27 protein-coding genes are annotated in these 25,047 nt (G+C 43.7%); 22 read left to right on the forward strand and 5 right to left on the reverse strand.

Features of this window, described 5'->3' with window-relative positions; genetic code table 11:
• Positions 1–34: 34 nt before the first annotated feature.
• The 3 genes from egtD (at position 35) to CR164_RS12915 (ending at position 1,833) form a co-directional block, all read left to right on the forward strand.
• Positions 35–1,036 (forward strand): L-histidine N(alpha)-methyltransferase, encoded by a 1,002-nt coding sequence (egtD, locus tag CR164_RS00300; protein ID WP_110021924.1) that lies wholly within the window; start codon positions 35–37, stop codon positions 1,034–1,036.
• Between the two features lie 122 nt (positions 1,037–1,158).
• Positions 1,159–1,497, forward strand: a complete 339-nt coding sequence (locus tag CR164_RS00305; RefSeq protein ID WP_110021925.1) for a hypothetical protein — start codon at positions 1,159–1,161, stop codon at positions 1,495–1,497.
• Positions 1,498–1,581: 84 nt separating this feature from the next.
• A complete protein-coding gene (locus tag CR164_RS12915) occupies positions 1,582–1,833 on the forward strand; it encodes a hypothetical protein (protein WP_146204117.1) in 252 nt (83 codons plus the stop codon).
• Positions 1,834–1,939: 106 nt separating this feature from the next.
• On the opposite strand, the gene CR164_RS00310 is transcribed toward CR164_RS12915, so the two are convergent.
• The 3 genes from CR164_RS00310 to CR164_RS00325 form a co-directional block, all read right to left on the reverse strand.
• A complete protein-coding gene (locus CR164_RS00310; protein ID WP_110021926.1) occupies positions 1,940–3,850 on the reverse strand; it encodes a hypothetical protein in 1,911 nt (636 codons plus the stop codon).
• Between the two features lie 213 nt (positions 3,851–4,063).
• Entirely contained in the window at positions 4,064–5,386 is a 1,323-nt protein-coding gene (locus CR164_RS00320) for a dihydroorotase (protein ID WP_110021928.1), read from the reverse strand.
• 27 nt (positions 5,387–5,413) lie between these two features.
• Positions 5,414–6,139, reverse strand: a complete 726-nt coding sequence (locus CR164_RS00325; RefSeq protein WP_110021929.1) for a fumarylacetoacetate hydrolase family protein — start codon at positions 6,137–6,139, stop codon at positions 5,414–5,416.
• A gap of 303 nt (positions 6,140–6,442) precedes the next feature.
• Between CR164_RS00325 and CR164_RS00330 the strand changes: the two genes are divergently transcribed.
• The 5 genes from CR164_RS00330 to CR164_RS00350 all read left to right on the forward strand — a co-directional run bounded on the left by CR164_RS00330 (position 6,443) and on the right by CR164_RS00350 (position 11,776).
• The gene (locus CR164_RS00330; protein ID WP_110021930.1) at positions 6,443–7,033 is read left to right on the forward strand and encodes a 5-formyltetrahydrofolate cyclo-ligase; all 591 of its coding nucleotides are present in this window, start codon (positions 6,443–6,445) and stop codon (positions 7,031–7,033) included.
• A 14-nt stretch (positions 7,034–7,047) separates the two neighbouring features.
• Positions 7,048–9,186, forward strand: a complete 2,139-nt coding sequence (gene ppk1 / locus CR164_RS00335; protein ID WP_110022276.1) for a polyphosphate kinase 1 — start codon at positions 7,048–7,050, stop codon at positions 9,184–9,186.
• A complete protein-coding gene (gene rpiB / locus CR164_RS00340; RefSeq protein ID WP_110021931.1) occupies positions 9,183–9,611 on the forward strand; it encodes a ribose 5-phosphate isomerase B in 429 nt (142 codons plus the stop codon). Before ppk1 ends, rpiB begins: the two co-directional genes overlap by 4 nt.
• 206 nt (positions 9,612–9,817) lie before the next feature.
• Positions 9,818–10,507 carry a CBS domain-containing protein gene (locus tag CR164_RS00345; RefSeq protein WP_110021932.1) on the forward strand — a complete coding sequence of 230 codons (690 nt, stop codon included), beginning with the start codon at positions 9,818–9,820 and terminating at the stop codon, positions 10,505–10,507.
• 36 nt (positions 10,508–10,543) lie between these two features.
• The gene (locus tag CR164_RS00350; protein WP_110021933.1) at positions 10,544–11,776 is read left to right on the forward strand and encodes a M20 metallopeptidase family protein; all 1,233 of its coding nucleotides are present in this window, start codon (positions 10,544–10,546) and stop codon (positions 11,774–11,776) included.
• A gap of 91 nt (positions 11,777–11,867) precedes the next feature.
• On the opposite strand, the gene CR164_RS00355 is transcribed toward CR164_RS00350, so the two are convergent.
• A complete protein-coding gene (locus CR164_RS00355) occupies positions 11,868–12,842 on the reverse strand; it encodes a class II fructose-bisphosphate aldolase (protein ID WP_110021934.1) in 975 nt (324 codons plus the stop codon).
• Positions 12,843–13,083: 241 nt separating this feature from the next.
• Here CR164_RS00355 and CR164_RS00360 point away from each other — a divergent pair, with 241 nt between their 5' ends.
• Positions 13,084–14,178, forward strand: a complete 1,095-nt coding sequence (locus CR164_RS00360) for a tyrosine-type recombinase/integrase (protein WP_110021935.1) — start codon at positions 13,084–13,086, stop codon at positions 14,176–14,178.
• Positions 14,179–14,562: 384 nt separating this feature from the next.
• On the opposite strand, the gene CR164_RS00365 is transcribed toward CR164_RS00360, so the two are convergent.
• Positions 14,563–15,297, reverse strand: a complete 735-nt coding sequence (locus tag CR164_RS00365; protein ID WP_110021936.1) for a LexA family protein — start codon at positions 15,295–15,297, stop codon at positions 14,563–14,565.
• 100 nt (positions 15,298–15,397) lie between these two features.
• Between CR164_RS00365 and CR164_RS00370 the strand changes: the two genes are divergently transcribed.
• The 13 genes from CR164_RS00370 (at position 15,398) to CR164_RS00430 (ending at position 25,046) form a co-directional block, all read left to right on the forward strand.
• Positions 15,398–15,655, forward strand: a complete 258-nt coding sequence (locus CR164_RS00370; RefSeq protein ID WP_110021937.1) for a hypothetical protein — start codon at positions 15,398–15,400, stop codon at positions 15,653–15,655.
• A gap of 60 nt (positions 15,656–15,715) precedes the next feature.
• Positions 15,716–15,931, forward strand: coding sequence for a hypothetical protein (locus tag CR164_RS00375; RefSeq protein WP_146204118.1), 216 nt, complete (start codon positions 15,716–15,718; stop codon positions 15,929–15,931).
• 121 nt (positions 15,932–16,052) lie between these two features.
• Positions 16,053–16,379: a helix-turn-helix domain-containing protein gene (locus CR164_RS00380; protein ID WP_110021939.1), complete on the forward strand. Its 327-nt coding sequence runs from the start codon at positions 16,053–16,055 to the stop codon at positions 16,377–16,379.
• Positions 16,380–17,128: 749 nt separating this feature from the next.
• Entirely contained in the window at positions 17,129–18,055 is a 927-nt protein-coding gene (locus CR164_RS00385; protein ID WP_161953457.1) for a DUF4373 domain-containing protein, read from the forward strand.
• The gene (locus CR164_RS00390; RefSeq protein WP_110021941.1) at positions 18,024–18,473 is read left to right on the forward strand and encodes a hypothetical protein; all 450 of its coding nucleotides are present in this window, start codon (positions 18,024–18,026) and stop codon (positions 18,471–18,473) included. The genes CR164_RS00385 and CR164_RS00390 overlap by 32 nt, the downstream gene beginning before the upstream one ends.
• 2 nt (positions 18,474–18,475) lie before the next feature.
• Complete coding sequence (locus CR164_RS00395; RefSeq protein ID WP_110021942.1) at positions 18,476–18,697, forward strand: hypothetical protein; 222 nt, start codon at positions 18,476–18,478, stop codon at positions 18,695–18,697.
• A 388-nt stretch (positions 18,698–19,085) separates the two neighbouring features.
• Positions 19,086–19,436, forward strand: coding sequence for a hypothetical protein (locus CR164_RS00400; RefSeq protein ID WP_146204119.1), 351 nt, complete (start codon positions 19,086–19,088; stop codon positions 19,434–19,436).
• A gap of 18 nt (positions 19,437–19,454) precedes the next feature.
• Positions 19,455–19,862 (forward strand): phage tail tube protein, encoded by a 408-nt coding sequence (locus tag CR164_RS00405; protein WP_110021944.1) that lies wholly within the window; start codon positions 19,455–19,457, stop codon positions 19,860–19,862.
• Positions 19,862–20,218, forward strand: coding sequence for a hypothetical protein (locus tag CR164_RS00410; RefSeq protein WP_110021945.1), 357 nt, complete (start codon positions 19,862–19,864; stop codon positions 20,216–20,218). The genes CR164_RS00405 and CR164_RS00410 overlap by 1 nt, the downstream gene beginning before the upstream one ends.
• 23 nt (positions 20,219–20,241) lie before the next feature.
• The gene (locus CR164_RS13330; protein WP_353844495.1) at positions 20,242–20,445 is read left to right on the forward strand and encodes a hypothetical protein; all 204 of its coding nucleotides are present in this window, start codon (positions 20,242–20,244) and stop codon (positions 20,443–20,445) included.
• Complete coding sequence (locus tag CR164_RS00420) at positions 20,429–21,394, forward strand: hypothetical protein (RefSeq protein ID WP_110021947.1); 966 nt, start codon at positions 20,429–20,431, stop codon at positions 21,392–21,394. The genes CR164_RS13330 and CR164_RS00420 overlap by 17 nt, the downstream gene beginning before the upstream one ends.
• Positions 21,394–22,647 (forward strand): phage head spike fiber domain-containing protein, encoded by a 1,254-nt coding sequence (locus tag CR164_RS00425; RefSeq protein ID WP_110021948.1) that lies wholly within the window; start codon positions 21,394–21,396, stop codon positions 22,645–22,647. Before CR164_RS00420 ends, CR164_RS00425 begins: the two co-directional genes overlap by 1 nt.
• A complete protein-coding gene (locus tag CR164_RS00430; RefSeq protein WP_110021949.1) occupies positions 22,644–25,046 on the forward strand; it encodes a hypothetical protein in 2,403 nt (800 codons plus the stop codon). Before CR164_RS00425 ends, CR164_RS00430 begins: the two co-directional genes overlap by 4 nt.
• Position 25,047 lies beyond the last annotated feature (1 nt).

Genomic DNA, 25,047 nt, shown 5'->3' on the forward strand with positions numbered 1-25,047 from the left:
CTGATCGGTTACCCTGAATTAACAACTACCCCCCATGGATTATTCGACCAGAAATGTTTTCGAATGCGGTTCAGCGACCATCGTCAACTATCTTCCGGAAATTGGTCTCGAGGCGGCAATTGAAGAAATAATCACTGGTTTGCATGCCCGGCCGAAACGGATAGCAAGCAAATACTTTTACGATAAAAAAGGATCGGAACTCTTCGAAAACATAACCGTTCTCGATGAATATTACCCTTCACGGACAGAAAAGAGCATTCTTCGGGTGTTGCCGCTTGGTGCGATTACCGATTGTTCCGAGGTCGATATAGTAGAGCTTGGCAGTGGCGACCACAGTAAAATCACTCTTTTCCTGGAAAAGATCCCGGCAAAGCAAATGCAGGGAGTTCGATACTTTCCGGTCGATATCAGTCGGCCGGCACTCGAAGCGTCCATAAAAGAACTGATCTGCATGTTTCCTGGGCTTGCAGTTCAGGGGATCGTCGCCGACTATATTCATCAGATGCATATTGTCTCCGGAGAGAGAAAGAAGCTCTACTGTTTTCTCGGGAGCACCATCGGCAATCTCGACAGGGAAGAGGCTGTGCAGTTTGTTCGGGATGTCAGCGAAACGATGAATTCCGGGGACAGCTTTCTGATAGGCTTCGACCGGGTAAAGGAGGTGCAGATTCTTGAAAACGCGTACAACGATGCTCAAGGCCTGACGGCACAATTCAACAAGAATATTCTCAACGTCATAAACGGTTTGATCAAATCGGATTTTGACACCGAAGATTTCGAGCACAGAGCATTTTACAACGAGGATAAAAGGCGTATCGAAATGTATCTTGAAGCGAAGAAAACGTTACATGTCAAAAGTCCGTTTTCAAAAAAGGATATTGTGATCAAAAAGGAAGAAACCATCCACACCGAGAACTCGCACAAATTCGAGGAAAAGGACATTCAGCTTATAGGGGAACATGCAGAGCTTGCGGTCAACAGGATCTTTCCTGACGAAAACCAGTGGTTCAGTCTGGTGAATTACAGGAAAATCTGATAGAAGAGTTCTAAAATTCAGTTTTTATTGAAGATTTTCAAATTAGGCAGGTGGTTAACGGTGTAAGCGATAAACATTATTCTTGGGTAACTTCATCTTATTGCCGAAAAAAGTGTGAACACATGATCTCGGACAACACATATTCGGACAAGCTCATAACGATAGCCGATAAGGAAATCATCTTCCGTAACTATTATTTCCCGACCGGGAGAAAAAAGGTAGTGCAGTTTGATGACATCGAGAGGATAACTGTCGGAGAACCGTCACTTCGGCGGGGAAAGTGGCGATTGCACGGAACAGGGGGTTTCAAGACGTGGTTTCCGATGGATGTAAATCGTCCCAAGCGTAACAGAATTTTCATCATGTCGCTGAAGAACCAGAGGATGGATATCGGTTTTACGGTTGAGAACGGTGAAAAAGTCGAAGAGATATTACTTTCGAAAGGGTTGATAGAAAAGTGATCGGTGTGTTTTGAAACCTTTTTTCCTTCGTGTGCATAGAACAAAGGAACAGTGTTTCTGGAACCTGTCGGAAGAGAAAGGGTTATGAAGTATGGTAGAATGTTATCGGTATTGTTGTTGCTGGTTTTTTTGCTTCCTTTGGAATCTTGCGTAGTGACAAGACCGCAACGGCCTGGTCCGGATTTCGTGTGGGTAGAGCGTTACACCACACCTGCAGGTGTGGTTGTTTATGGACACTGGAAGTATGTCGGGCCTCCCCAGCGTCATCGGGTCTGGGTTCCTGGGCATTACAACCCACACGGGCGCTGGGTTTCAGGTCACTGGAGATCGCGCTGAGCTATACGTCCAATTCATCGGGAGAATCTATTTGGGAATATCTTCGCAAGGGAGATGGAGCTCTTGCACCCTCTCCCTTGCGCTTTTTGATCGTTGATTTGAATAATCAGAGCAGAACTTCGTATTTCAGAGTATAACTGGCTCCGTCACCTTTGAGCTTGCGCTCTTTGACGCCCAGATTCGCGTCGGCTTTGGAAATGATCTCTTTGTCGATATGGTCGTCTTCATCGAACCAGCTGCCGGTATCTTCGTCATAGAGATCAATCCGGATTGTGTCGCGGAAGCTGATCGGTTCAACACCGGTAAGGTCTCTGGTTTGGCCGTTATTGATCGCCCTCGGCCCCCATTTCAGGATGTTGTTGACGTGCAGATACGCATGGTCGCTTCCGGTGACATCTTCCGTTTCATGGCATTTGAGAGAAATCAGCCTCAAACGGCACTCACTATTGATCGGATCTTCCGTTGAACGTTGCCCGACATGGTATTTCAGGAGATAATGAGCGCCATCGCCTTTGAATCTGTGCCCTTGTGTTCCGAGCCCGTTGGCTGATGGTGTGATCAGCACATGTCCGAGGTGATCATCGTCATCAGAAGGTATACTGCCGTCCTGATCGTAGAGGTCTAGTCGAACGCTTCCGTGGAACTCGATGGCTCCGATTTCTGAAAGATCTTTCGTGTCGCCGTCATTCATCGATTTCGGCCCCCACTTCAACATATTGTTTGCTAGCAGGTAGGTTTCATCAGCTCCGGTGAAGTCTTCCGTTTCGAAGCAGGTAAGCGATTCAAGGAAGAGTTCATAGCTTGTCGCGGGAACGGGAGTACCTGTATTGACATCGTATTCGACGACTTTGCAAATCAATGTATAATTCGCCCCGTCCTTATTGAAGACGTAAGATTTTTCCCCTGCGCCTGAAAGAGCTGAAGATATCGTTGCGACACCCAACTCGTCGTCTTCATCAAGAGGCTGGTTCCCGACATAGTAATCAATCGACGCTCCTGAATCCTTGTCGAACAACGCGACTTTTGCGTTTCCGCTAAATTCAATCGGTGGGACATCGGTAAGGGTTTTGGCGTCGCCGTTGTTCATCCGTACAGGCCCCCAGACTCGTATGCCGTTTACACGTAAATAGGCACTGTCGGCCCCTGTGAAGTCTTCGGTTTCTTTACAGGCGAGTCCGATCAGGTGAAGTTTGAAGATTTTTTGCGGATGTTGCAGTGTATCGGTATCGAACTCTTTCAGGCAGTACGCACAGCCGTTATATCCGTTGTTCATTGCACCGACGATCGATGTAAAGTCTTCTTTGTTTTCGGAATGCATCCGTGCTACATACTCACATCCTGAAGAGTGTAGTTCAAGAGATTTTTTGTTGCCGACATAGTTCATCCTGTAGAGTGAGGCTGGAATGATATCCTCTTCGCCCCAGTCTATTCCACTGAACTCTCCAACAGCTGTTCTGTAGGGTTCAGGATAACCGAGCGAAGCAAGAACCGAGTTGACACCGGCCGCACAGTTTTCATCTCGAAGCGTGTAAGGTACTGTGTTGCCGATTTCACGCTGTTCCTTGAAGTTGAAGATTTTTTCAAGGATAGCGTCCATAAGGGCTTCATACGAAGCGAAATGTGTCGTTGATGCCTGGTGTGAAATACGATGAGCCTGTAAATCCCAGTCGACACTTCCGGGGTCTGTATTGCCTTCTTTTGCGATTTCGTTAATCGACCAGAGATCGGATTCGGGATTGAATTTGTAAACGATGTTTTTGTTCGAGTCCTGGTCAACCCCGACTGTCGTGAAGAATATAACCAGGCCGGAATCGTTGACTTCCTGATGGTAACGAACGTTCCAGCCTTTCCAGCGGCCGGTTACCCGCCGAGCTTGCTCTTCATCGGTATACACAAAAGTGAAGAAATGATGGTTTCCCAACGGTCCGGGGCCCATGTCGCGGCTTGACCAGTAAACACCTGCAATGTGATTTCGGGATGTAGCGTTCATGAGTTCATCTTGCAGTTTGAACGGCATAAAGGTACTCCTTTTATTTAGAGGGTAATGAAGTATGAATCGACGAAAAACAAAGAACACAAAGCCCTGTTATTTATGGGCAGGGAAAACAAAGGCGAAAAATTTGATATGTGCAAGAGGCTCGCTTCTTTTGTTGTGAGCTCAAACCGGTTTTTCACCAGGGGAAAAACCGGCAAATCGATCAAGATGCAAGTTCAGGAGGTTCGGCTTTTCTTACTCCAAACCATGCAGCATCCCCTTATGGTAGATGCCTAAAGCTCGCCCTTTCATGGTTCGGTTGAGAAACGGGGTGTTTCTTGATTTGGAGTGAATGAGATCTTCAGTGTAGGTCCAAGTTTCTTCGGGATCGATGAAGGTGAAATTTGCCGGACTGCCGGGTTCGAAGAGGATGGGTGTGAGTCCCATGATCTTTCTCGGGTTGGAAGAGAGGAGTTCGATAGCCCTGTAGAGCGTTATTTTTCCGGTATGCACCAGTTCTGAAAGCGTCAGACTGACCGATGTTTCAAGGCCGATGATGCCGAACGCCGCCTGATCTGCAGGACACTCTTTTTCGTGGCGTGCATGTGGCGCATGGTCGCAGGCTATCGCATCGATCGTGCCGTCAGAGAGCCCTTCGAGAATGGCTTGATGATTTTCCTTGCTGCACAGAGGCGGTTTCATAATGAAGTTGCCCTTGTCTTCGGCATCGAAAAGGTCCTGTTCGGTGAGTGTGAAATGATGAGGGGTTACCTCGCAGGTAACCTGCATGCCTTTGGCTTTCGCCTGACGGACAAGATCGAGAGTTCCTGCAGTGCTGATATGGGCTACATGGTACTTCGGTGATGCTATCGGTGGATTGAGCTTGTGCTTCTGAAGATATTCCATCAGGTTGATATCCCTTGCCAATGTGATGATTTCAGCAACATCCGGAATTCCTTTCAGCCCGAGAAGTGCAGAGTAGCTCCCTTCGTTCATGATGCCTTCCGAAGAGAGAGAGGTATCTTCGCAGTGCTGAATCACAAGCAGACCGAAACTTGCGGCATATTCGAAAACCAGCCTCATCATCCGGCTGGTCTGAACAGCGGTACCGTCATCCGATATCGCCCGGATGCCATAAGAACAAAGTTTTCCATAGGGTGAAAGCATTTCCCCCTCGCTTCCTTCGGTCATCGCTGCAATGATTTCGATATCGATTGGCAGATCTTTTGCATTGTGTTTGATGAATGCTGCGCCGAGGGGACTATCGATTACCGGTTTTGTGTTGGGCATGACGGCCACCCCTGTAAACCCTCCTGCAACTGCAGATCTGGAACCTGTTTCGAGGGTTTCTTTGTATTCCTGTCCGGGTTCTCTGAAATGGCAGTGCATGTCGAACAGTCCTGATGCGATAACCTTACCGCCCATATTGATGACGCGGTCATTCGGGTCAGAAGGGATGGATTCATCGCCAAAGGTAATCGTTTCGATCATCCCTGTTTCTGAAACCTTTATCGACCCTTGCATGTCGAGGTTCTGTGCTGGGTTTATAAGTCTCGCGTTCTGGAAAATTACGTTCATGTTTTCTTTAGCCTGGATGGTTGGTTGTTAAACTGCTTCTACGACTGCATCGAGCGAGGTCAGAAGGGTGAAATCCCTGCAGCAGTTGTTCTGCAAGAGTTCAGCGTGCAGCATATCGCCGTTGTTTACTTTTCCTACTCCTTCAGGGGTTCCTGTGAACAGAAGGTCTCCTGCCTGCAATCCGTAAATATACGATAAATAAGAGATCAGCTCAGGGATATTGAACAGCATCGTTTCAGCCTTACCTTTCTGGACAATTGCGTCGTTGAGAGAAAGTGAGAATACAAGCGTTTCAGGAGAGAGAATGTGGGTTGCCGGAACCATATCCGATAACAGAGCACTGCTTTTAAACCCTTTGCATTTCAACCAAGGTTCTCCTTTTTCCTTTGCGTCCATCTGAACATCACGTAATGTCATGTCGAGCCCGATGCCATATCCGCCAATAAAGGACATGGTGTTTTCTGTAGGGATGTTTTCAGCATCCTTGCCGATGAGTACTACTAACTCTGCTTCGTAATGCAGGTTTTTCGATATCGGTTTTCCATGAAAATGCGGAACCCGTACTTTGCCGTTGCGGGACAGAGCTGTGGCCGGTTTGAGGAATATGATCGGTTCTTCAGGTTTTTTCGTGCTTCTTTTGACGTTCTCGTCGTTCGATTCCCATTGCAACATTTCTTCTGCATGTCGCAAGTAGTTCTTGCCGACACAATAAATTGAAGAGGGATTGAGAGAGGATGCCGGTATGAGGTTCATGTGAATGACAGTAAGAATAATGCATATAAAGGTGCTTCTTGCGGTTTCTGCAAATAGGGGAAATGTATGAATTATTCCAACAGTCGGAGTTTGGTTTTCGGGTAACCCCTGCCTGTTTGCTCAATATCGGTTTGACCGGATGGGTTATGTTTCGGCGAGCGTGAGAGTGATAATTCGATAATTTAATCGTTTCGGGGCACTACAAATGTCACGCCTTTGTTACAGTGGCGTGAACAAAAAAGTAAATTAGTATCTTACAAGTTTATGCTATAAAGCACTGAATCCTGAAAGGATGTTTACTGTATGGTGAGTCGTAAGGATGCTATCAGAAATGAGTTGAGGAATGTTCGGGCGTCAATGAACGTTAATGATTGGAGATCAGGAAGTCTTCTTATTGCTGAAAAAGCTTTTCAGGTTCCGGAACTTCGTCATGCTGATAGCGTTATGTTCTACCTTTCGATGAACGACCGGCGTGAAGTTGATACAGCTCCTCTCATAAATCTTGTCACCGCTAAGGATACTGTCAGCACATTTGTACCGGTATCCTGTGACAGGACTCTTTGTGCTGTGCCTTTCAGCAAAAGTGACCCGGTTGTTGCTGGTAGATTCGGTCAACCTGAACCTCTTCATGCAAGAACCGGTATCGAAGAAGTGCCGGAGGTGGTTATTGTTCCGGCTGTTGCCGTTGATCGGGAAGGAAGGCGTCTCGGATATGGAATGGGGTATTACGATCGTTTCATTTCAGGGCTTCGGAAAAAGGGCGGGAATCCTTTTATCATCGCTCTTGTCTTTTCATTTCAACTTCTCGATTCTTTGCTGCCTGATGATCCCTGGGATGAGGGACTTGATTGTATTGTTACTGAAACAGATGTGGTAAGAATTTATAAACCGTGAAAACAGTTTTCACAATGGACCAGAACGCAGAGTCGGTAAAGACTTCAGTAAAGCTGCATGATTTTGAGGACATCGCTTATTATGTAAACCGTGAATTGAGTTGGGTATCCTTTAATCAGAGGGTGCTTGAAGAAGCATTGTCTCCGGACGCACATCCCTTGTTTGAAAGAGTGAAATTTATTTCGATTTTCAGTTCGAACCTTGATGAGTTTTTTATGATAAGGGTCGCTGGGCTTCAAGATCAGTACGAGGCCGGTATACAGGATCGTTCGGTCGACGGACTTACGCCCCAGGAACAAATCGAAAAAATCCGTGAGAGAGTCATCGAACAGTTTCGCCAGAGAAACGACTGTTTTTATAATGATATTTGTCCGAAGCTGAACAAGAACGGTATCGAGTTTGTCGAATACAAGGCGCTCGATGAAAACAAAAAAAAGGGGCTGCAAAAATATTTCCGCAACGAGATTTTTCCGGTTCTTACTCCACTTGCGGTTGACCCGGGCCATCCGTTTCCTTTTGTGTCGAATCTTTCCCTTAATCTCGCTGTTGAGCTGGAGGACCTTGAAACCCGGGTTCTGAAGTTCGCAAGAGTGAAGGTCCCGAGTATTTTGCCGAGGATACTTCGCCTTGATACAATCGAAGGGCTTGATTTCAAGGATGAAAAAATACGTTTACTCTGGCTGGAGGATCTTATCCAGAACAATCTCGAACAACTGTTTCCCCATATGCGGGTTGTACAGAGCCATCCGTTCAGGGTTATTCGCGATGCCGATATCGAGATTGAAGAAGACGAGGCTGGAGACCTGCTCGAAACCATAGAAAAAGGTATACGCTCGAGAAGATACGGTAAAGTCGTTCGTTTGGACGTGACACCGACGATGCCGCAATCGGTGAGGAAAATTCTGATAAAAAATCTCGAAGTCAATTCCCAAAGCCTCTATGAGATTTCCGGTGTTCTGGGTATGAGCGACCTGATGGAGATGATGAAGATTGAAAAGCCAGAGCTCAAAGATGAGCCTTTTGCTCCTCATAATCCTATCGAGGAGAAAGTAGGAGGGGATGTTTTCTGTGCGATACGTCAGGGGGATCACCTGCTCTATCATCCGTACGATTCATTCCAGCCGGTTGTCGATCTTATCAATCAGGCGGCAAATGATCCGCAAGTGCTTTCCATCAAGCAAACCCTTTACAGGGTCGGAAACAATTCACCGGTGGTCAAAGCACTGATGAGCGCGGTCGAACAGCGTAAGCAGGTGGCGGTTCTTGTTGAACTGAAAGCGCGTTTTGATGAAGAGAACAATATCGGTTGGGCAAGAGCGCTCGAGGATGTCGGGGCTCATGTCGTCTATGGCCTCGTGGGGCTTAAAACGCATGCAAAGCTGACGCTTATCGTCCGCAAGGAGCATGATAAGCTGAAGCGTTATCTTCATCTCGGTACCGGAAACTATAACCCGTTTACGGCCAAGATTTATACCGATTACAGTTACCTGACTGCAAACGATGTACTTGCAAACGACGTGTCCGAGCTTTTCAATGCTTTGACAGGTTACTCCAAGCATACAACGTACAGGAAACTGATCGTTTCTCCGGTCAATACCCGTCAGAGAATTATCGAAATGATCGAACGTGAAATTGAATGGCATGAAAAAGAAGGTAATGGCAGGATAATCATGAAAATGAACGCTCTTGTTGACAGAAAAACCATCAAGTCACTTTACAGAGCTTCATGTGCGGGGGTTTCGATTGATTTGATCATCAGGGGGATATGCTGCCTCATTCCAGGAATAAAAGGGGTTAGTGAGCATATTCGTGTTATAAGTGTTATAGGAAGATTTTTAGAACACAGCAGAGCTTATTATTTTCGGAACGGCGGTATGGATGAGCTGTATCTCGGAAGTGCCGATGTCATGCCGAGAAATCTTGACCATAGAGTGGAGGCATTGTTTCCTATTATGGACAAGGAGCTGATAGACGTTGCAAAATCGGAGCTTGAACTTATCCTTGGTGATAATGTCAAGGCTTGGGAAATGAATGCTCAAGGAGCCTATATCAGAGTGACGAATAATGAGCCAGAGATAAACAGCCAGAAAATTTTTCTCAACCAGGCGTCGAAGAGAAAATCAATCAGTAAATTTAAAGTCAACGGATTATGAAAATAGCTATTGGAAGCGACCATGCAGGTTATGAATTAAAGAAAACCGTTTATTCCTGGCTCGAAAGGAACGGTTACAAGGTAAACGATATGGGAACATATTCAGATGATTCTGTCGATTATCCGGATTATGCCCGTAAGGTTGCAGAAGCTGTGGCAAACGGTGAATACGATCAGGGGGTATTGCTTTGCGGAAGTGGGGTTGGTGTATCGATTGTAGCCAACAAGGTAAAGGGAATTCGTGCAGCGCTGGCTTTTAACCCCGAAATAGCAAGCCTTGCGAGGCAGCATAACAATGCGAACGTTTTGTGTTTTCCCGCCCGTTACAGCGATTCGGAGACTATAGAGAAAAGTCTCGAAAACTGGTTTGCAGCTGAGTTTGAGGGGGGGCGGCATCAACGTCGAGTGGCAAAAATAGAGCCGTAGGAATTTTACCGGATGAGAGATTGTTTGTAGTGCTGGGTAGAAAACGGTAATGGTAAATGGACTTGGGAGGCACGGATTTGTTCCCGGTCGAAGTGTTAGGGAAGGGAAGCATGATTTCGTTGAATACTAAGTAAACCGTAAATTATTCGACAGGATCTACGCTTTTTAAAATTTTAAGTTAAGTTTTTTACTTTTGACTTTTTTCGATGAGCGTTATACAGCGACATATAGATGACCGTTACCCGGTACTTCAGGCATCGGAAAAGGTTGATAATGCTCTTGTACAGCTCCAGGAGCATGGGCTGCATGAGGCGCCGGTTCTGAAAGACGGTAAGCTTGTTGCTCTTGTTTCTGTAGATGATTTGCATGAGGCTGCAAGGGCTCATGAAGGGGATGGAAACGTGCAGAGGATTGAAGACCTTTCGTTCGAGGAGCCTGAAACAGTGCATGGCGATCAACACTTGCTTGACGTTTTCGAGCAAGTGAGCAATAACCGTTTATTCGATATTCTTCCGGTTAAAGGAGAGGATGGCGAGTATGAAGGGATTGTCACGAAATCCGGACTTCTTCGGGACATCGCACTGTTGTTTCATTTTTCAGAAAAAGGGTCTACTCTTGAGATTGAAGCACCTGCACTGGGCGTAAAAATTTCTGAGGTCATCAGCGTGATCGAAAAAAACGATGCTATGGTGCTGAGTTTCGGTGTTGCCGAGCCGGAACCCGGAGCCCAGACGATGGTTATGACTTTCAGAATTCAGTGTCAGGATATCTACCGTCTCGTTACCAATCTTGAAAAGTACGGTTACCTTATCCGTTACGCAAAGCCTTCAACTGGCGCAGGAGCCGATGCGCTCCGTGAAAAAGCCCTTGAATTCATGCGCTATATCGACATGTAGCGGTGTTTCTCTTCAATCCTTCCTACTTCTTGATGTATGTTTGATAATTCTTTGTTCATTGTTGAAAAAATCAGGAAAAGGGTTGACGAGCTTTATCCCGAGATTGTCGGGATTCGGCGTGAGATTCACCGTCATCCCGAACTTTCGTTTCAGGAGTTTCGCACAACGGCTTTGATTCGTGACTATCTCCTGAAGCTCGGTCTCAAGGTAGAGCATGATTTTCTCGATACCGGTGTTGTCGCTCTTCTTGAAGGTGGGGGAAGCGATAAGGCAAGCTCACTTGTTGCACTTCGGGCAGATATCGACGCTCTTCCGCTGCAGGAAGAAAATACCCATGATTTTTGTTCTCGAGAACAAGGCCGGATGCATGCCTGCGGGCATGACATGCACACAGCTATTTTGCTCGGTACTGCTGCGGTACTGTCGGAAATACGGGAAAAACTTCCAGGTAATGTGCTTTTCATTTTTCAGCCAGCCGAGGAAAAAGCGCCGGGGGGTGCGAAATTGCTGATCGATGCCGGTCTTTTCCAAGAGTACGATCCTTCTGCGGTTTTCGCTCTTCATTGCTTTCCGGATATTCCTGCGGGGAAAGTGGCTCTGCATGAGGGTGGGGTCATGGCAGCTGCAGATGAGCTCTACATTACCGTTTACGGTGAAGGCGGTCATGCATCGGCCCCTCACAAGGCAGCGGATCCCATTCTTGCTGCAGCACATATTATCACTGCCGTTCAGCATCTTGTCAGCAGGGTGACATCGCCTTATGAGCCGGTTGTTGTTTCTCTCTGCTCTATCAAGGGAGGAAACGCCACCAATGTCATTCCCGGCAAAGTAGCTATATCGGGTACCCTACGTGCGATGAACGAGGGGGTGCGGGCACAGATCCAGGAACGTCTCAGAGAAACGGTTGAACATGTCGCAAAAGGTTTGGGATGCAGGGCGGAGCTTGAAATTGTCAAGGGTTATCCGGTCGTTGTCAATGATCCCGAGACAACCCGTGCACTTCGAGAGTCTTTGGTTGATTATTTCGGAATGAAAGATGTTGTAGAATGTGAGCCGTCAATGACCGCTGAAGATTTTTCGAACTATCTTCAGTATTGTCCTGGGGTTTTCATGAAACTCGGTACAGGGCGAAATGTTGCGGGAAAAAAAGACATGTTTTTGCATTCTCCCTTTTTCGACCCCGATGAGTCTTCGATCGCAACGGGCATGGGAGCGATGAGCTATGCTGCTTTCAGTTGGCTGACGTCAATCAATAATGCTCAACAATGAATCCTTGGCCTGCTGAGCATTATTTTAGAAAGTAAAAAACAGGAAAGAGGCTGCCTCCTCAAAAGGACAGCCTCTTCAAGATGCGTGTGTGTTACGCCTTGCCATCCGAGCCAAGAACGTTGATGATTTTGTGCTTGTAGAGTTCTTTCAGCGAATCTCTTGCAGGGCCGAGGTATTTTCTCGGGTCGAATTCTTCAGGTTTTTCGTCGAGTACTTTTCGAACTGCCGCAGTCATGGCGAGACGGCCGTCGGAATCGATGTTGATTTTGCATACGGCTGATTTCGATGCCTCTCTGAGCTGGTCTTCACTGATACCTATCGCATCTTTCAATTTGCCACCATGTTCATTGATCGTTGCAACCAGGTCCTGAGGCACGGAGGATGAGCCGTGCAAAACGATTGGAAAGCCGGGGATGCGTTTTTCTATTTCTTCGAGGATATCGAGGCGTATTTTCGGATCCTCCCCGGGCTTGAACTTATAAGCCCCATGTGATGTTCCTATAGCGATTGCAAGACTGTCGACTCCGGTTTTGGTGACGAAATCTTCTACTTCTTCAGGTTGTGTGTATGTATGTGTTTCAGAAGCAACTTCATCCTCAACACCTGCAAGAACACCAAGTTCTCCTTCAACGGTGACATCGTGTTGGTGGGCGTATTCAACAACTTTGCAGGTCAAGGCTACGTTGTCTTCGTAGCTGAGGTGAGAACCGTCGATCATTACGGATGAAAAACCGGTTTCAATGCAGTCTTTGCAAAGCTCGAAGCTATCTCCGTGGTCGAGGTGGAGTACAATGGGAATCGGGGTTCCCAGTTCTTCGGCGTATTCAACAGCGCCCCGGGCGAGGTTTCGAAGGAGTGTCTGGTTGGCGTAGTTGCGTGCGCCTTTTGAGACCTGGAGAATTACCGGCGATTTTGTCTCAACGCAAGCCATGATAATCGCCTGTAGCTGTTCAAGGTTGTTGAAGTTGTAAGCAGGGATAGCATAACCGCCTTTCACGGCTTTGGCGAACAGATCTCTGCTGTTAACGAGGCCTAGCTCTTTATAGCTGGTGGGTTGCTTTTGCATCAAAAGGTCTCCATTGATTAATGTGGTGCCAACGATTGCTGAAAAATAGAGCTCTTTATTGACTGGTCGTATATATATTATATTTTCAAAGATGACAAATAAAGAGCTTGTGAAAGTGTTTAAGTGCTTGTTATTAGGTTTCTTGATCCATTTATGCTAAACTGTGCAAATATAAAAAACTGCAATTCTTCTTCAATTTTTGTACCTTATTTTGTACCTAAAACACCTCAATCGGTACAAAATGAGTGTCAGCATTCGACTTAAAAATATATCTAAGGGCCGTCAGAGTATCTATCTGGACTTCTGGCCTCCTGTTCTCAATTCTCAAGGCAGACAATCCCGTCGTGAATTTCTCAAACTCTACGTTTATCAAAAGCCTACTACACCTCAGCAACGCAAGCATAACCGGAGTACATTGAAGCTCGCAGAAAAGGTTCGTGCTGAGCGTGAGATCGAAATTCAGGAAGAAAGATACAACGGGAGGCGGGATGATACAACAGTGATCGACTATTTGTGTGCTGAAGCTCAAAGGAGAAAGCAACAGACTGCAAAGATCTGGAACAATATGATCTTTCATGCTCAACAGCACTTTCCTGAACATGTTCAGATACGGTCTTTGAAGGTTACTGATTGCATAGGGTTTAGAGACTATTTTACTGGTCTTGTCAGGGAAGGGACTTTAATGCAAAACACTGCCGCAAATTACTTTGCGATGTTTCGAGCTGCACTGCGACAGGCATATAGAACCAAGCTGTTAACTGAAAATCTTAATGTTTTTTTCGATCCCTTACGTTTTGCAAAAACTGAACGTGATTTTCTGACGATCGATGAAATCAACTTGCTTGCAAATACAGATATCGGAAAACCTGAGCATCGGGCAGCGGTACTTTTTGCTGCTTTAACTGGCATGCGAAGTTCGGATGTTATACGCTTGACTTGGGAGCGGGTTATTGAGAGTGACCTCTCTGGCCCAGCGTTGAATCTCTTTGTCAAGAAAACCGAAAGTTTCGATCGTAAACCAATTACTGTACAGGCTAGGCAGTTAATGGGGATGCGGGGCTGTGACAATGAGAGAGTGTTTTCAATTTCCTATAGAACATTTCGCACTTTTCTGAAGGAATGGGCAAAGGTTGCCGGTATCGAAAGGCGTGTACATCCTCACATGCTCCGCCATGCATTTGCAGTGCAGTTACTCAGTCAGGGTGAGGATATTTACACAGTATCTAAGATGTTGAATCATACCGATGTAAAAACCACTGAGACATATCTTACTTTGGTCGATGAGAGCAAACGAAAGGCTGCCGAAAAAATGAAGATTAAATTGCCAAAAAAATAAGGTGGTAAGATCCTTTTGTAACTATAATAACCAAACAGGATTGCATACAAATCCAAGCTTGACCTGATAGGGCAGGGGTCACTTCTTTATATAGTTATAGGACGGTTTACTTATAGTCATTTAAACAATTTCCTGCTTTTTTTTGAGGCTATTCTTTGTAAATAAATTGTTGAACCAATAGTTTTCTTTGCTATTATCAAGGTATACGAATTGTTGCATAAGAGGTAATAAATGTCTGGATTATAATTATATTTATTACTATATAAGCTATCATTTTGGCTTATTAGATGTTTTTCTGAGGATTAGGCGTTTTTGTTTCTTGCTTATGTTAGGGGTATAGCAAGAAAATGTTATAGATAAATAATGGTAATAAGGTTTTGATTTTTATATTGTTTTTCGAAGCACCCAGATTACGACTCCTTGTATATCAAATTTCATTTCCTTTGTGATTTCAATGGGTTTGTAATGGCGATTTTTTGGTATCAATTTTATTTTTCTGTTTTCAATCCATAGCTGCTTAACGGTTTGTTCACCGTTTACTGATGCTATGACAATATTTTTATGTTGTGGTTCCAAGCGCCTGTCTACTATCAGAATATCACCTTCCTTAATACCAGCCCCTATCATACTGTTGCCATATGCTTTTGCTGCGTAAGTTTCTGCAGGGTGCGCTATCATATGTAGTGGAAGATTCAGATAGTCATCTACCGGACTTGTGGTGTCTACAGGAAGGCCGGCTGCTACGGTATGAAGAAAAAAGGGGAGTTTGACTGTTTCGGATTCTTGGTTGCACTGATGGCTTTTTTCTATAATGCTGCCTTTTATTGTTGTTTGCTCTGATAAAAGGCGGATAGCCTCAGCAAGAAGTTGTCCTGCCTTTGCCTCGCGCTCTTTTTCTCTTGTCTCGATATCAAATCCGTGTTCACTTGACAGAAATTTTAAAGTTTCTCGACCGAATTTTTCTAATAACAAGTCATAGTCGAGACTTCCTTTCTCTGAACGCCAATACGATATTTTTTGTTTTTTTATGCCTAGAATTTTAGCTAGTTCACTATCAGATGAGCTATTGGAGGCTTTTAGTAGCGCATCTACTAGCTTTGCTCGAGACGATTTCTTCATCTTTTTTTTCTTTTGTTGTCAAAATTTTTTTGACTATCGCGTGATTTTTTCGTACTATTCTTTTGAACGGTGTTTAACTAAAGTTAACAAAAGCTAAAACATGATCAGTGAAAGGGTATTGCATCGAGGGATTTTCGATGAGATTCAGTATGAATTAGAAAAAAAAGGCGTAAGTCTTAAGAAAGGTGCTATTATTATGCGTGTTCGACGTAAAAATGATCCTTTAGTGCTTGGCATATACTCAGACTTGCGTGAGCGTAGGGCAAGGGATTTCGAAAAGGCTGTGATGAAATACAACCGCTCCTTAGAGGTTACTGAACAGCTTGAAAAAAAAATGCAGGGTAAAAAAACAGCATGAAGAGATTTCTTTGAGGAATTTTGAGTGTTATGCAATGAAAGTTTAAAAGGGGGCATGATAATGTTACTTGCAAAAATTATGGAAGAGAACCGAATGCTTCGAGAGGTCAACGATCGATATGAAGAAATGCTTGATCTTGAGAGAGAGCAAGTTTTAAGGCTCAGAGAGGACAATGCTACAATAATGGCTAGGTATATTCAGGTATCAGGACTGTTAGAAGACAAAACCAGTGCTATTCGGTGCGAAAGTGACGATATGGAATGTATGGCAACATGATTGGATTAGTATTGATAGCTTTTGCTAAAGCCAAATATTTTTCATTTAAAGTGTGAATAAAAATTTTTCTGGTTTACCTGTATGGTAAAGACTGTAAATGCAAAAATGTTTATGATCGATTATGAATGAAGTAACGAAAGAATACACATTTAATGATATTCCGACAGCTCTTGCTGAGCTAATCATAGAGGTTCAATGGCTTAGAGAGGAGGTTAAGAGTCGTGATGATGTGCTTGAAGAAATTAAAACTGTTCTGGTTTCAGAACGGCTCAATGGAAAACAAGCGGCAAAGTTTTTAGGTATACATGTTTCGACATTGATTCGTAAAGTAGATGAAGGAATTGTGCCAGTGCACGATGATGGTTCAGGTTCGCGGTATTACCTCAGAAAAGAACTTGAAAAATATTTGCAAGATAACAAGATAAGTACAGGTATTGATAAAAGATGAGCACAAGAAATCGTAGTCTAAATGTGCGGTCGAAAGGAATTTAATAATATTTTATGCCAGTTTTAAGTTGGTTATTAGATCAACTGTTTGACATATAGTCTACAAAAAGAGAAGTTTAAAGTTGTTTTTTTTCTGAGCTTCATAGATGTGCCAGCCTTCATTATTAAATCCTGTTAATGCAAACTTCTTTGTATAGTACATATAGAGTGTGATCTGCAAAGTGATGCTTTCTGGTTAATATTTTTTTAGGATTACTGGAGATCCTTCCTGGTATTACTCAATAAATTTTATCTGATTGTGGTAATAGAAATCCACTTATGAATTGCCTTTATGAAGATGGGCTGATTGTGACGTAGTAATTAAAATAATGTAAGAGATACGATAAAATAAATTCATAATTCAATTGATCAAGAATATTAAGGGATATGTGATAAAATATATATTGGAAAGATGAGTTATATGATTGATTAGAAGATGAAGGTGTTGGAAATAAAAGATATATTTAATCATGTTATTTCCGTAATTCCGCTTATGGAAGATTGTTTTATAATATTGCTAAGAGGAATAAAAATAAGAGTTAAAGGTGGGTCGTTTGAGTTTTTGTTTCAAGGATTAATATTGTCAGGGAAATCAAACAAACATTAATTACTTGTTTTTATGGTATAATAAAACTCAAAAGAAATAATGGTGCATATGTCATAGAATGCTTTTCCGAAAATGATTTTACCCCATGTGTTATGGCTCGACCGATGAAAACAGGACTTGATTACTTCCCGTTGGATTGTGTTCCGGATGGTAAGCTCGAACTGTTCATTGCTGAAAATGGCGCTGAAGGCTTTGGGATATTGGTGATTCTCTGGAGACTGATTTACAAGGATGAAGGATACTATATAAAGTTTGATAACGACCTTGTGTTAAGGATAAGAAGAGCATCATTATCGCATGCAGAAACTATTGAAAATGTTATCAATAATGCTCTTAAGCGTGGAATTTTCGATAAAAGCATGTACGGCAGCTATGGGATTTTGACTTCAGCGGGTATTCAAAAACGATATTTAACGATCACTGAGCGTAGAAAGGAGGTTAGAGTAATACTGGAATTTCTGCTTATTGATGTTTGTGAATACAAAAACCTCTTTATTGTGAACAATAATCCGGAAAATACCGGATTAAGTACACAAAGTAAAGTAAAGGAATGTAAAAGAAAGAATGTTTCTTTCCCCTCTGTTAGCACGTTAGAAGGTGAGAATCGAGTAAAATTTCTTTCAAGTTCTTTTCTGAAGTCACCTTTTCGAAAAGAGGCTTATGATTTTGCGGATTGGTTCCGTACTCTTGCTCCGGAATCAGTCACGTTTGATCGAGATGCATGGGCTCAGGTCTGGGAGCAATTGCGAAGGATTGATGACAGGAAGAATCCCGATGAGATGAAACTGGCAATTCAGTGGGCACGTGCCGATCCTTTCTGGTCAACCAATTTTTTCAGTCCGCTCAAGTTGCGGAAACGTAATGAGGATAAGGTAATGTACATAGACATTTTCTTGGCGAAGATGAAACAAGCAAAATACACGGAAAATGGAACCCAGAATGGCAGACTTGGCAATCAAAAACCTCTTGACAAAGCAGGGGCAGAAGAAGTTGCGGCGAGTGTCGCAAGCGATCCTCGCCTTAGAAGGTGATGGGACGATTGCAGTATATCGTGACGAGCTTACTGCAGAGGGTCTTATTCGGGCTCTTGGGCGGGCATCACAGGCTTTTCCGTTGTTGAGCAAAGAGCAGCTTGAACTTCTGAAGGACCGCATGATCGAGAACGGTTTTACGGATCAACGAGCAATTGATGCTGTGAACCATGTTATCGACAACTATGAAGGATGGAACAAAACTCCCAATATTGCAAATTTCATCGGCTTTGACCGACGTGTTAACACGTTGACGTACCGTGAATTAAATCTCAAGCACGATAAGGGGGAAATTGCATGGGATGATTACGTGGCCGTTGATGTTGGACTGGAGAAGCCCAGGTGGGTGAAACGTGAAGATTCGACAAGATTTGGACTGAAAAGATGGGTGGTTTCGGGGATTGAAAAAGAAAGCTAAACATGAATAATGACTATAACAACTACATCAAACGCGATGATGCAATGGCTCTTGATGTTGAGGAAGCAAGGATGCGTGTTGTCACTTTGCAGTCTCAACTGGTAAGACTGAAAAAAGAAAGAGCAAAGCTTCTCCGTCAGCTTAGCGAAAAGCAGGTTACAATAAAAAACCTGTGGAGTCTGTTAGGAAAGATGAAAGGAGATAGTTCTGAGGATATTTCCTGAAGATATGATTAAAGAATTTTCACTTCCTTTGCTAACTCCTGTTAGCAAAGGCTCAGAAAGAATGTGAAGTTATATAACCCCAATATATTTTTCTACTCTTGTGAGATAGTTTTCTATTTCAGAATTTTGGATAGACAATATCAAAAATTGCTGAAAATCCTTTTGCATATCGTCTGAAAAGAAAGCTTTTGGTGCTGTATTACTTCAAGAGAGCAGATGTAATGAACGCTATTTTCAGTATCGGATTGGATGAAACCGGAATTACAATCCATATTATGGAGGTTTAAGAGTGGCGCATGTAAGAACACAGATTAGAGACAGGGTAATGACGATCCTTACCGGACTCACGACAACGGGGAATCGTGTATACCAATCCCGTGTCCATCCCATGACTGAGATCACAATGCCTGGTATCTGTGTTTATTGTCCTGAAGAAGAGACAAAGGAAGAAACCACCAATTTATTGACAAAAGAATTGTCCATTTCAATTGATGGTTATGTATCAGGATCAGATTTTGATGCTGATATAGATAAAATCCAGGCTGAAGTTGAAGAAGCGTTGTACGGGGATTATAGCAGTTCAACAGAAAGGTTTTTCAATGGTCTTGCTCTTGATTTGAATTACACAAGCTCGGAATCTGAGTACAACGAAGATGCTCAAATTGAGCACGGAACTATCAAGATGGTCTATACAGTGCTCTACACAATAACAAGAGGCGAGCCTGAAATTGCTTTATAAAACTAAATATAAATAATCATGGCAGAACAATTAGGAAGGAATCTTGTACTCGTCAAAGGTAGCTCCGGGGGGACCGGAGGTACTGCTATTGCCGGTGTGCGTACAAAAGGTATCGCCGTCAACAATACTCCTGTAGATGTATCCAGTGATGATTCAAGCGGTTGGAGAAAGTTGCTTGATACGCCTGGAGAGAAAACTATCGATTTTTCTGTTTCTGGCGTTGCAACGGACAGAACAGCCCTTGCTGCAGCAGTTAGTGCAAGCGATGTTGTCGATGAATGGAAACTGACCTGGGAAGATGGTGCTGACGTCTACGGCGACTGCTTTATCGCAAGCTATTCCGAAACAGGTGAATATAATGGCACAGTAACATTTGAAATGTCTTTGCAGTCGGCTGGGGCTATAACGTATCAGGCAGGTTCATAATGGCAGAAGTATTCAAGGAACTGTCGATTGCGTACAAAGGCGAAAAGCACAACATCAAGCTCAAGTTTGAGACCATCAATAAGATTGAGATGCCTGTAGTCGCTGGTGGGCTTGGAATAAGTTTGCCTGGCCTTATCACACGAGCGAATCATGGAGACGTACCGATAACGGAGATTGCTCGCATTCTTGCCTATTTGCTTCAGACAAAGGACGTTGTTGTCTCGGGTGAAGAGATGTATGTCGAGCTGTTTACGAGTGAAGATGCCTCAATACGGGAATATGTCAATGCGATTGCAGCGGCAAGTTTCCCTTTATCGAAAAATGAGGTAACTGAAGAAAGTGATAAAAAAAAATAGTTCTTGATGTTGAATGGGGGAATCTGTACGACATTGCTGTTGATGATTTAGGAATACAGCCTTCAGAGTTTTGGCAAATGTGTCCACAAGAATTTTGGAGGTTGTACGACAAACGTATAGAAAAAAACAGGATGCTGGAAAATCCCGGTAGGTTAACTGAAAAAGAAAGAGAATCTCTGCTGGAAACATTGGATAACTATAAGAAAAAACATGGCTGCTCAAAATGAAACCAATGTCATAGGCATCAATAATACTTTTGATGGAGCAGATACAGAGTATCTCAAAAGTCGCATTGACACTCTTCGCAGAAGCTTGATGGACGAAAAAGCTCTACATGAGGCATGGTATGCTGAAAATAATGCTCTAATAGACAAGTATTATAAAGACCGTGCTGATAAAGTTACGGCAGGTGAACAATTAAGAATAGATCTTGCAAAAGAGTACAAAGAAAAGCTCGATGCGATAAATGGCGTGCCTGCGATGGAAAGGGAATTACAGGCGTTACAAGATTACTTTAAATCAAAAGAGGATCTTGAGAAGGAGAGATATGAAAAGCAACTGGAGGATTTGGAAAAGTGGAAAGAGGCAAAAATTGGTAAAGATGTTGATTATAACGAGCTGAAGGAGAAGATTGAAGGGGAGCATGAGAAAAAACTGGTTGCTATAAAAAAAGAGGCGGCTGAAGAACAGGCTAAGATCGAGGAGGCAAAAAGAAAGGCGATAACGAAAGGCGCGAGCGATTTTTTAACTGCTTTTTCTAAAATGAACCTTGATGAGTCAAAAAAGATGTTCAACATCCAGAAGGCTGCGGCTCTGGCAGCAGCATATATCTCTGCTGCTGAATCAATAGTTCATTCATACAAAGAAGGCGCTAAACATGGTGGTCCTGTTTTGGGTGCTGTCTATGCTGCGGCGGCTGGTATGGCTCAAATGGCCAATATACAATCCATTGCAAGCCAAAGCTACAGTGGGGGCAGCAAAGGTGGTGCTACTTCTGCAGCGGGTTCAATGGGAGCAACTTCGGTTTCGGATGTATCTCAAACACCAGTTCAAACTAATGCAATTACAGTCTACGGTATAGATAAAAACAGCTTGTACTCTGGCGATCAGATTGAGGCAATTGCAGAAGGGTTGAATGAATACATGGCGGACGGCGGAAAAATCTATATAAAGTAATGTCGATACAGCAATACATAGGGTATAATAATGCCGTAACTATCGGCAATGTTGTTGCGGATAGCGAACAGGCAAACTATCCCGCAACGAATCTTGCAAACCCGGCCACTAATTTGTTGTGGAAATCTGACAGCACTTCTGCTCAATATGTAACGATCGATATTGATGCAGAACAAAGCTGCGATTACATAGGAATCGCAAGACACAATCTTGGAACAGCCCAATGTGATATAGAAATCCAGGGCCAAACCGTAGATGGGGGTGCGTGGTCAACAATTGTTCCGGATTTTGGTCCATCTAGCTGGAATTTTAATCATAGTGAGTATACAACCCATAAAGCTACCACCGAACAAACATCTAACAAATCTACAAGGCATGGTGATTTTTGGAAATTAGTTGATAATGCAGTTAGTGGCCTTCATGGTCTTTCAAGGAGTTATTCCGGTGCAGCGACAAGAACGGTTTCATTAGTTGTAAAAGCCGGTACACTGACAAAGTGTAGACTTAAATTTTATAATCCAACGGATGGATCAAGAGAAGTAACAAAATTTGACTTGTCTTCTGGTAACGTACTATCAGGAAGTGGTAATATTCAAAATTTAGGTAATGGCGAATATCTGATAAGTATTACAGCTACATCGACAGTGGATGATGAAATACACATCAATTGCATAAATGCCAATGGTGATGTTAGCTATACAGGCACAGGGACAGATTTTTTTTATATGGCTGATTTACAAGTCGATATAGGGTCTTCAATAAAAGGGTATGCACCTTTAACATCTGATAATAAGCCGATTTTAAAAACATTTACATCTGGCGATTATTACGGTGTTCGCATAAAGATAACCCCAGGTGGAAGCATCAGGCCACAAATGGCTGTTGTCTATACCGGCGAGATTATGCAAATGCAAAGGAATATCTATGTTGGGCACACTCCAATTCCATATGCGCGTAGTATAAATGCGGTAAACAGGCTCAGTGAGTCAGGTCAGTTTTTAGGCCGTATAATTAAAGGTACTACGTACAAAAGTCAGGTTAAGATACAGCATATGACAAAGGATTGGTACCGATCAACGTTTGACACATTTGTTAAGGTCAGTAAAACCAAGCCGTTTTTCTATGCATGGAGGTTGACAGATTATGCTACAGAGATTGGGTATTGCTGGGTTATCGGAGGTGTTCCAGTGCCAGATAACACTGGGCCAAATGGTATGATGAGTGTTAGTTTCAACATTAGCGGATTAGCATGACCAAGGTTGTTACATTTGTCGAGATCGATGTGCCGATGTGCGGCTTGCAGTTCAGTGCAAGCCCTTGCGCTGCAGAGTATTCTACTTCAGATATCAATGATAGTATCCCCGGCTACAACGATGAGGGTTCCTCGTTTACAGGATTGACGTATAATGATGAGGGGACTACTTTTGCAAACTTGAGTTACAACGATGAGGGGCTACTGCCAGGTGGGGGTGAGTGTTTCAATTCGCTTAATACGTGCCAGGATGCTGGCCATTACAGCGAGATAACAAACACCGTCAGGTTTGGTTATGAAGACGCTGATGACCAAGGTAGCATAGATTATATACCATCTTTACAATCTGTGTCATACAGGCCACAACAGATAAGCCTTGAAGGTGATATGGGCGTTCGTGCAAGCATTACCTGTACGTTTCGTGACCATCGTGATTCAGACACACATGAGGCTGGGGATCCGTATTGGGCGCAAAGAGGGTATAATCCGTTTGAGCAAGGTACATTTTGGGGTAAATGGCTGGCTCGTCACTATCCGAAAATGCAGGGTGCCATTATCCGTTATATCGTTGGTAAAGAAGGGCAGAACATAGAAAATATGGAGTGCCGGACGTTTATCATTGAAAAGATAACTGGCCCTAATAAAAATGGGATGGTTTCAATAACGGCAAAAGACATTCTCAAGCTTGCTGATGACAAAAAGGCACAATGTCCGGTATTGAGTACTGGTAGGTTGAGTGCTGATTTAGCTGAGTCTGTAACATCAGCAACGCTTTCACCTTCAGGCGTTGGTGATGATGAATACCCTGCTACCGGGCATGTTGCGATAGGTGGGAAAGAGATTTGCAGTTTCACACGATCAGGTGATGTATTGACTTTAACACGGGCACAATTTAACACCGAAGCTTCAGCACATGATCGAAATGACATAGTGCAGTTGTGTAAAGAGTTTTTTGATGGTCCAAATGGTCTTGATCCGGCGGATATTATCTATGATTTGCTTGTCAATTATACAACAACACCAGCAAGTTGGATTAACTTAGCAGATTGGCAGCAAAAAACAAATGTCTATCTCAATGGGAGGCGTTACTACACTTTAGTAGCGGAGCCGACAAGCGTTAAAGATCTTATCAATGAATTGCTCGAGCAGGGAGGTTTAATTCTATATACAGATGATTTAAACCAAAAAATACGATTAGACGTTGTTAGGGAACTGACTACCCAAACTGAGCTATATGATGAAGACAATATTATATCAAACAGTTTTGACTGTAAAAAGCAGTTGGATAAACGGTTGTCGCAAGTGTGGGTTTGGTATGGGTTACGCAATCCATTAGAGCAGCTTGATGAAGGGATAAACTACAGAGCAGCAGTATCTCATGTTGATACGTTAGCTGAGACTCTGTATGGTGGACAACCGGCGATCAAAAAAATATACAGTAGATGGATAACTACTCGGCCTACAGGAACGGATTTGTGTTATAAGATGCTTTCGAGATTCCGAGATCCACCGTCATTAGTGCAATGGTCAGCTTGGCGGTTTGGCAAGAGCGTACCGGCTCTTGCCGGGCGGTATAATGTGTCGATGTGGGCGTTTCAGTCAGGGACCGGAGAACAGGTACCAGTGCCTGCTCAGGTCGTTAAAGCCACGCCGGGTGATGAATCTGTAAAGGTAGAAGCGCAAGAAATCAGCTGGCATACATATGACGATCAACCGGATCAGGGTTTGATGGTTGTCGTTACAAACGACGAGACTGATTATAATTTCCGGACCGAATACGATAAAGCATATGCAGCTCCTAAAAGCGGTGACATAGTTACCTGTTTGATCGAGTCAGGCGTAAAAATCGGTACAAGCACAAATACAGGTTTTGCATTCACTGTCGGCACATGGAGCGAGCCGGGGGTTATTCTTAAGATCATTAACAACGGCTACATAGTAGGTAAGGGTGGTGACGGAGGTAATTATCCCGGCTCAAAAGACGGCGAAGATGGAGCTGACGCTCTATATACTCGTCAACCGGTAACTATCATCAACAATGGCACTATCGCCGGAGGAGGTGGTGGTGGTGGTGTTGGTGTTGTAACCCTGTTGGGAGCAATGTATTCTTCGGGTGGCGGCGGTGGAGCAGGTTATCTCTTCGGTATCGGCGGGTCTGGGTACATGCATGATCAAGATGATAATTTAGGATCGGACGGGACAATTACAGAAGGGGGTTCGGCAGGATATGCTATACTCGGTGTACAAGGTGGTTCTGGCGGTGATCTTGGTCAAGATGGCTTCGACGGCTCGGGATTACTTTTTAATGGCGATGGCGGTCTAGCTGGTGTTGCTGTTGATGGCAACAGCTACGTCACATGGGAGGTAACAGGAACAATAGCAGGGTCACAAATAAATTAAT

It is taken from the genome of Prosthecochloris marina (genome assembly GCF_003182595.1).
GTDB lineage: Bacteria > Bacteroidota > Chlorobiia > Chlorobiales > Chlorobiaceae > Prosthecochloris > Prosthecochloris marina.

Excerpts from the sequence above, each read along its gene's own strand:
- CR164_RS00365 (WP_110021936.1), bottom strand. The coding sequence starts at position 15,297 with ATGAAGAAATCGTCTCGAGCAAAGCTAGTAGATGCGCTACTAAAAGCC.
- CR164_RS00360 (WP_110021935.1), top strand. The coding sequence starts at position 13,084 with ATGAGTGTCAGCATTCGACTTAAAAATATATCTAAGGGCCGTCAGAGT.
- ppk1 (WP_110022276.1), top strand. The coding sequence starts at position 7,048 with ATGGACCAGAACGCAGAGTCGGTAAAGACTTCAGTAAAGCTGCATGAT.
- CR164_RS00320 (WP_110021928.1), bottom strand. The coding sequence starts at position 5,386 with ATGAACGTAATTTTCCAGAACGCGAGACTTATAAACCCAGCACAGAAC.
- CR164_RS00400 (WP_146204119.1), top strand. The coding sequence starts at position 19,086 with ATGACTGAGATCACAATGCCTGGTATCTGTGTTTATTGTCCTGAAGAA.
- CR164_RS00305 (WP_110021925.1), top strand. The coding sequence starts at position 1,159 with ATGATCTCGGACAACACATATTCGGACAAGCTCATAACGATAGCCGAT.
- egtD (WP_110021924.1), top strand. The coding sequence starts at position 35 with ATGGATTATTCGACCAGAAATGTTTTCGAATGCGGTTCAGCGACCATC.
- CR164_RS00325 (WP_110021929.1), bottom strand. The coding sequence starts at position 6,139 with ATGAACCTCATACCGGCATCCTCTCTCAATCCCTCTTCAATTTATTGT.
- CR164_RS00370 (WP_110021937.1), top strand. The coding sequence starts at position 15,398 with ATGATCAGTGAAAGGGTATTGCATCGAGGGATTTTCGATGAGATTCAG.
- CR164_RS00410 (WP_110021945.1), top strand. The coding sequence starts at position 19,862 with ATGGCAGAAGTATTCAAGGAACTGTCGATTGCGTACAAAGGCGAAAAG.
- CR164_RS00395 (WP_110021942.1), top strand. The coding sequence starts at position 18,476 with ATGAATAATGACTATAACAACTACATCAAACGCGATGATGCAATGGCT.
- CR164_RS12915 (WP_146204117.1), top strand. The coding sequence starts at position 1,582 with ATGAAGTATGGTAGAATGTTATCGGTATTGTTGTTGCTGGTTTTTTTG.
- CR164_RS00380 (WP_110021939.1), top strand. The coding sequence starts at position 16,053 with ATGAATGAAGTAACGAAAGAATACACATTTAATGATATTCCGACAGCT.
- CR164_RS00345 (WP_110021932.1), top strand. The coding sequence starts at position 9,818 with ATGAGCGTTATACAGCGACATATAGATGACCGTTACCCGGTACTTCAG.
- CR164_RS00430 (WP_110021949.1), top strand. The coding sequence starts at position 22,644 with ATGACCAAGGTTGTTACATTTGTCGAGATCGATGTGCCGATGTGCGGC.
- CR164_RS00385 (WP_161953457.1), top strand. The coding sequence starts at position 17,129 with ATGAAAACAGGACTTGATTACTTCCCGTTGGATTGTGTTCCGGATGGT.
- CR164_RS00355 (WP_110021934.1), bottom strand. The coding sequence starts at position 12,842 with ATGCAAAAGCAACCCACCAGCTATAAAGAGCTAGGCCTCGTTAACAGC.
- CR164_RS00330 (WP_110021930.1), top strand. The coding sequence starts at position 6,443 with ATGGTGAGTCGTAAGGATGCTATCAGAAATGAGTTGAGGAATGTTCGG.
- CR164_RS00405 (WP_110021944.1), top strand. The coding sequence starts at position 19,455 with ATGGCAGAACAATTAGGAAGGAATCTTGTACTCGTCAAAGGTAGCTCC.
- CR164_RS00350 (WP_110021933.1), top strand. The coding sequence starts at position 10,544 with ATGTTTGATAATTCTTTGTTCATTGTTGAAAAAATCAGGAAAAGGGTT.
- rpiB (WP_110021931.1), top strand. The coding sequence starts at position 9,183 with ATGAAAATAGCTATTGGAAGCGACCATGCAGGTTATGAATTAAAGAAA.
- CR164_RS00310 (WP_110021926.1), bottom strand. The coding sequence starts at position 3,850 with ATGCCGTTCAAACTGCAAGATGAACTCATGAACGCTACATCCCGAAAT.
- CR164_RS00425 (WP_110021948.1), top strand. The coding sequence starts at position 21,394 with ATGTCGATACAGCAATACATAGGGTATAATAATGCCGTAACTATCGGC.
- CR164_RS00420 (WP_110021947.1), top strand. The coding sequence starts at position 20,429 with ATGGCTGCTCAAAATGAAACCAATGTCATAGGCATCAATAATACTTTT.
- CR164_RS00375 (WP_146204118.1), top strand. The coding sequence starts at position 15,716 with ATGTTACTTGCAAAAATTATGGAAGAGAACCGAATGCTTCGAGAGGTC.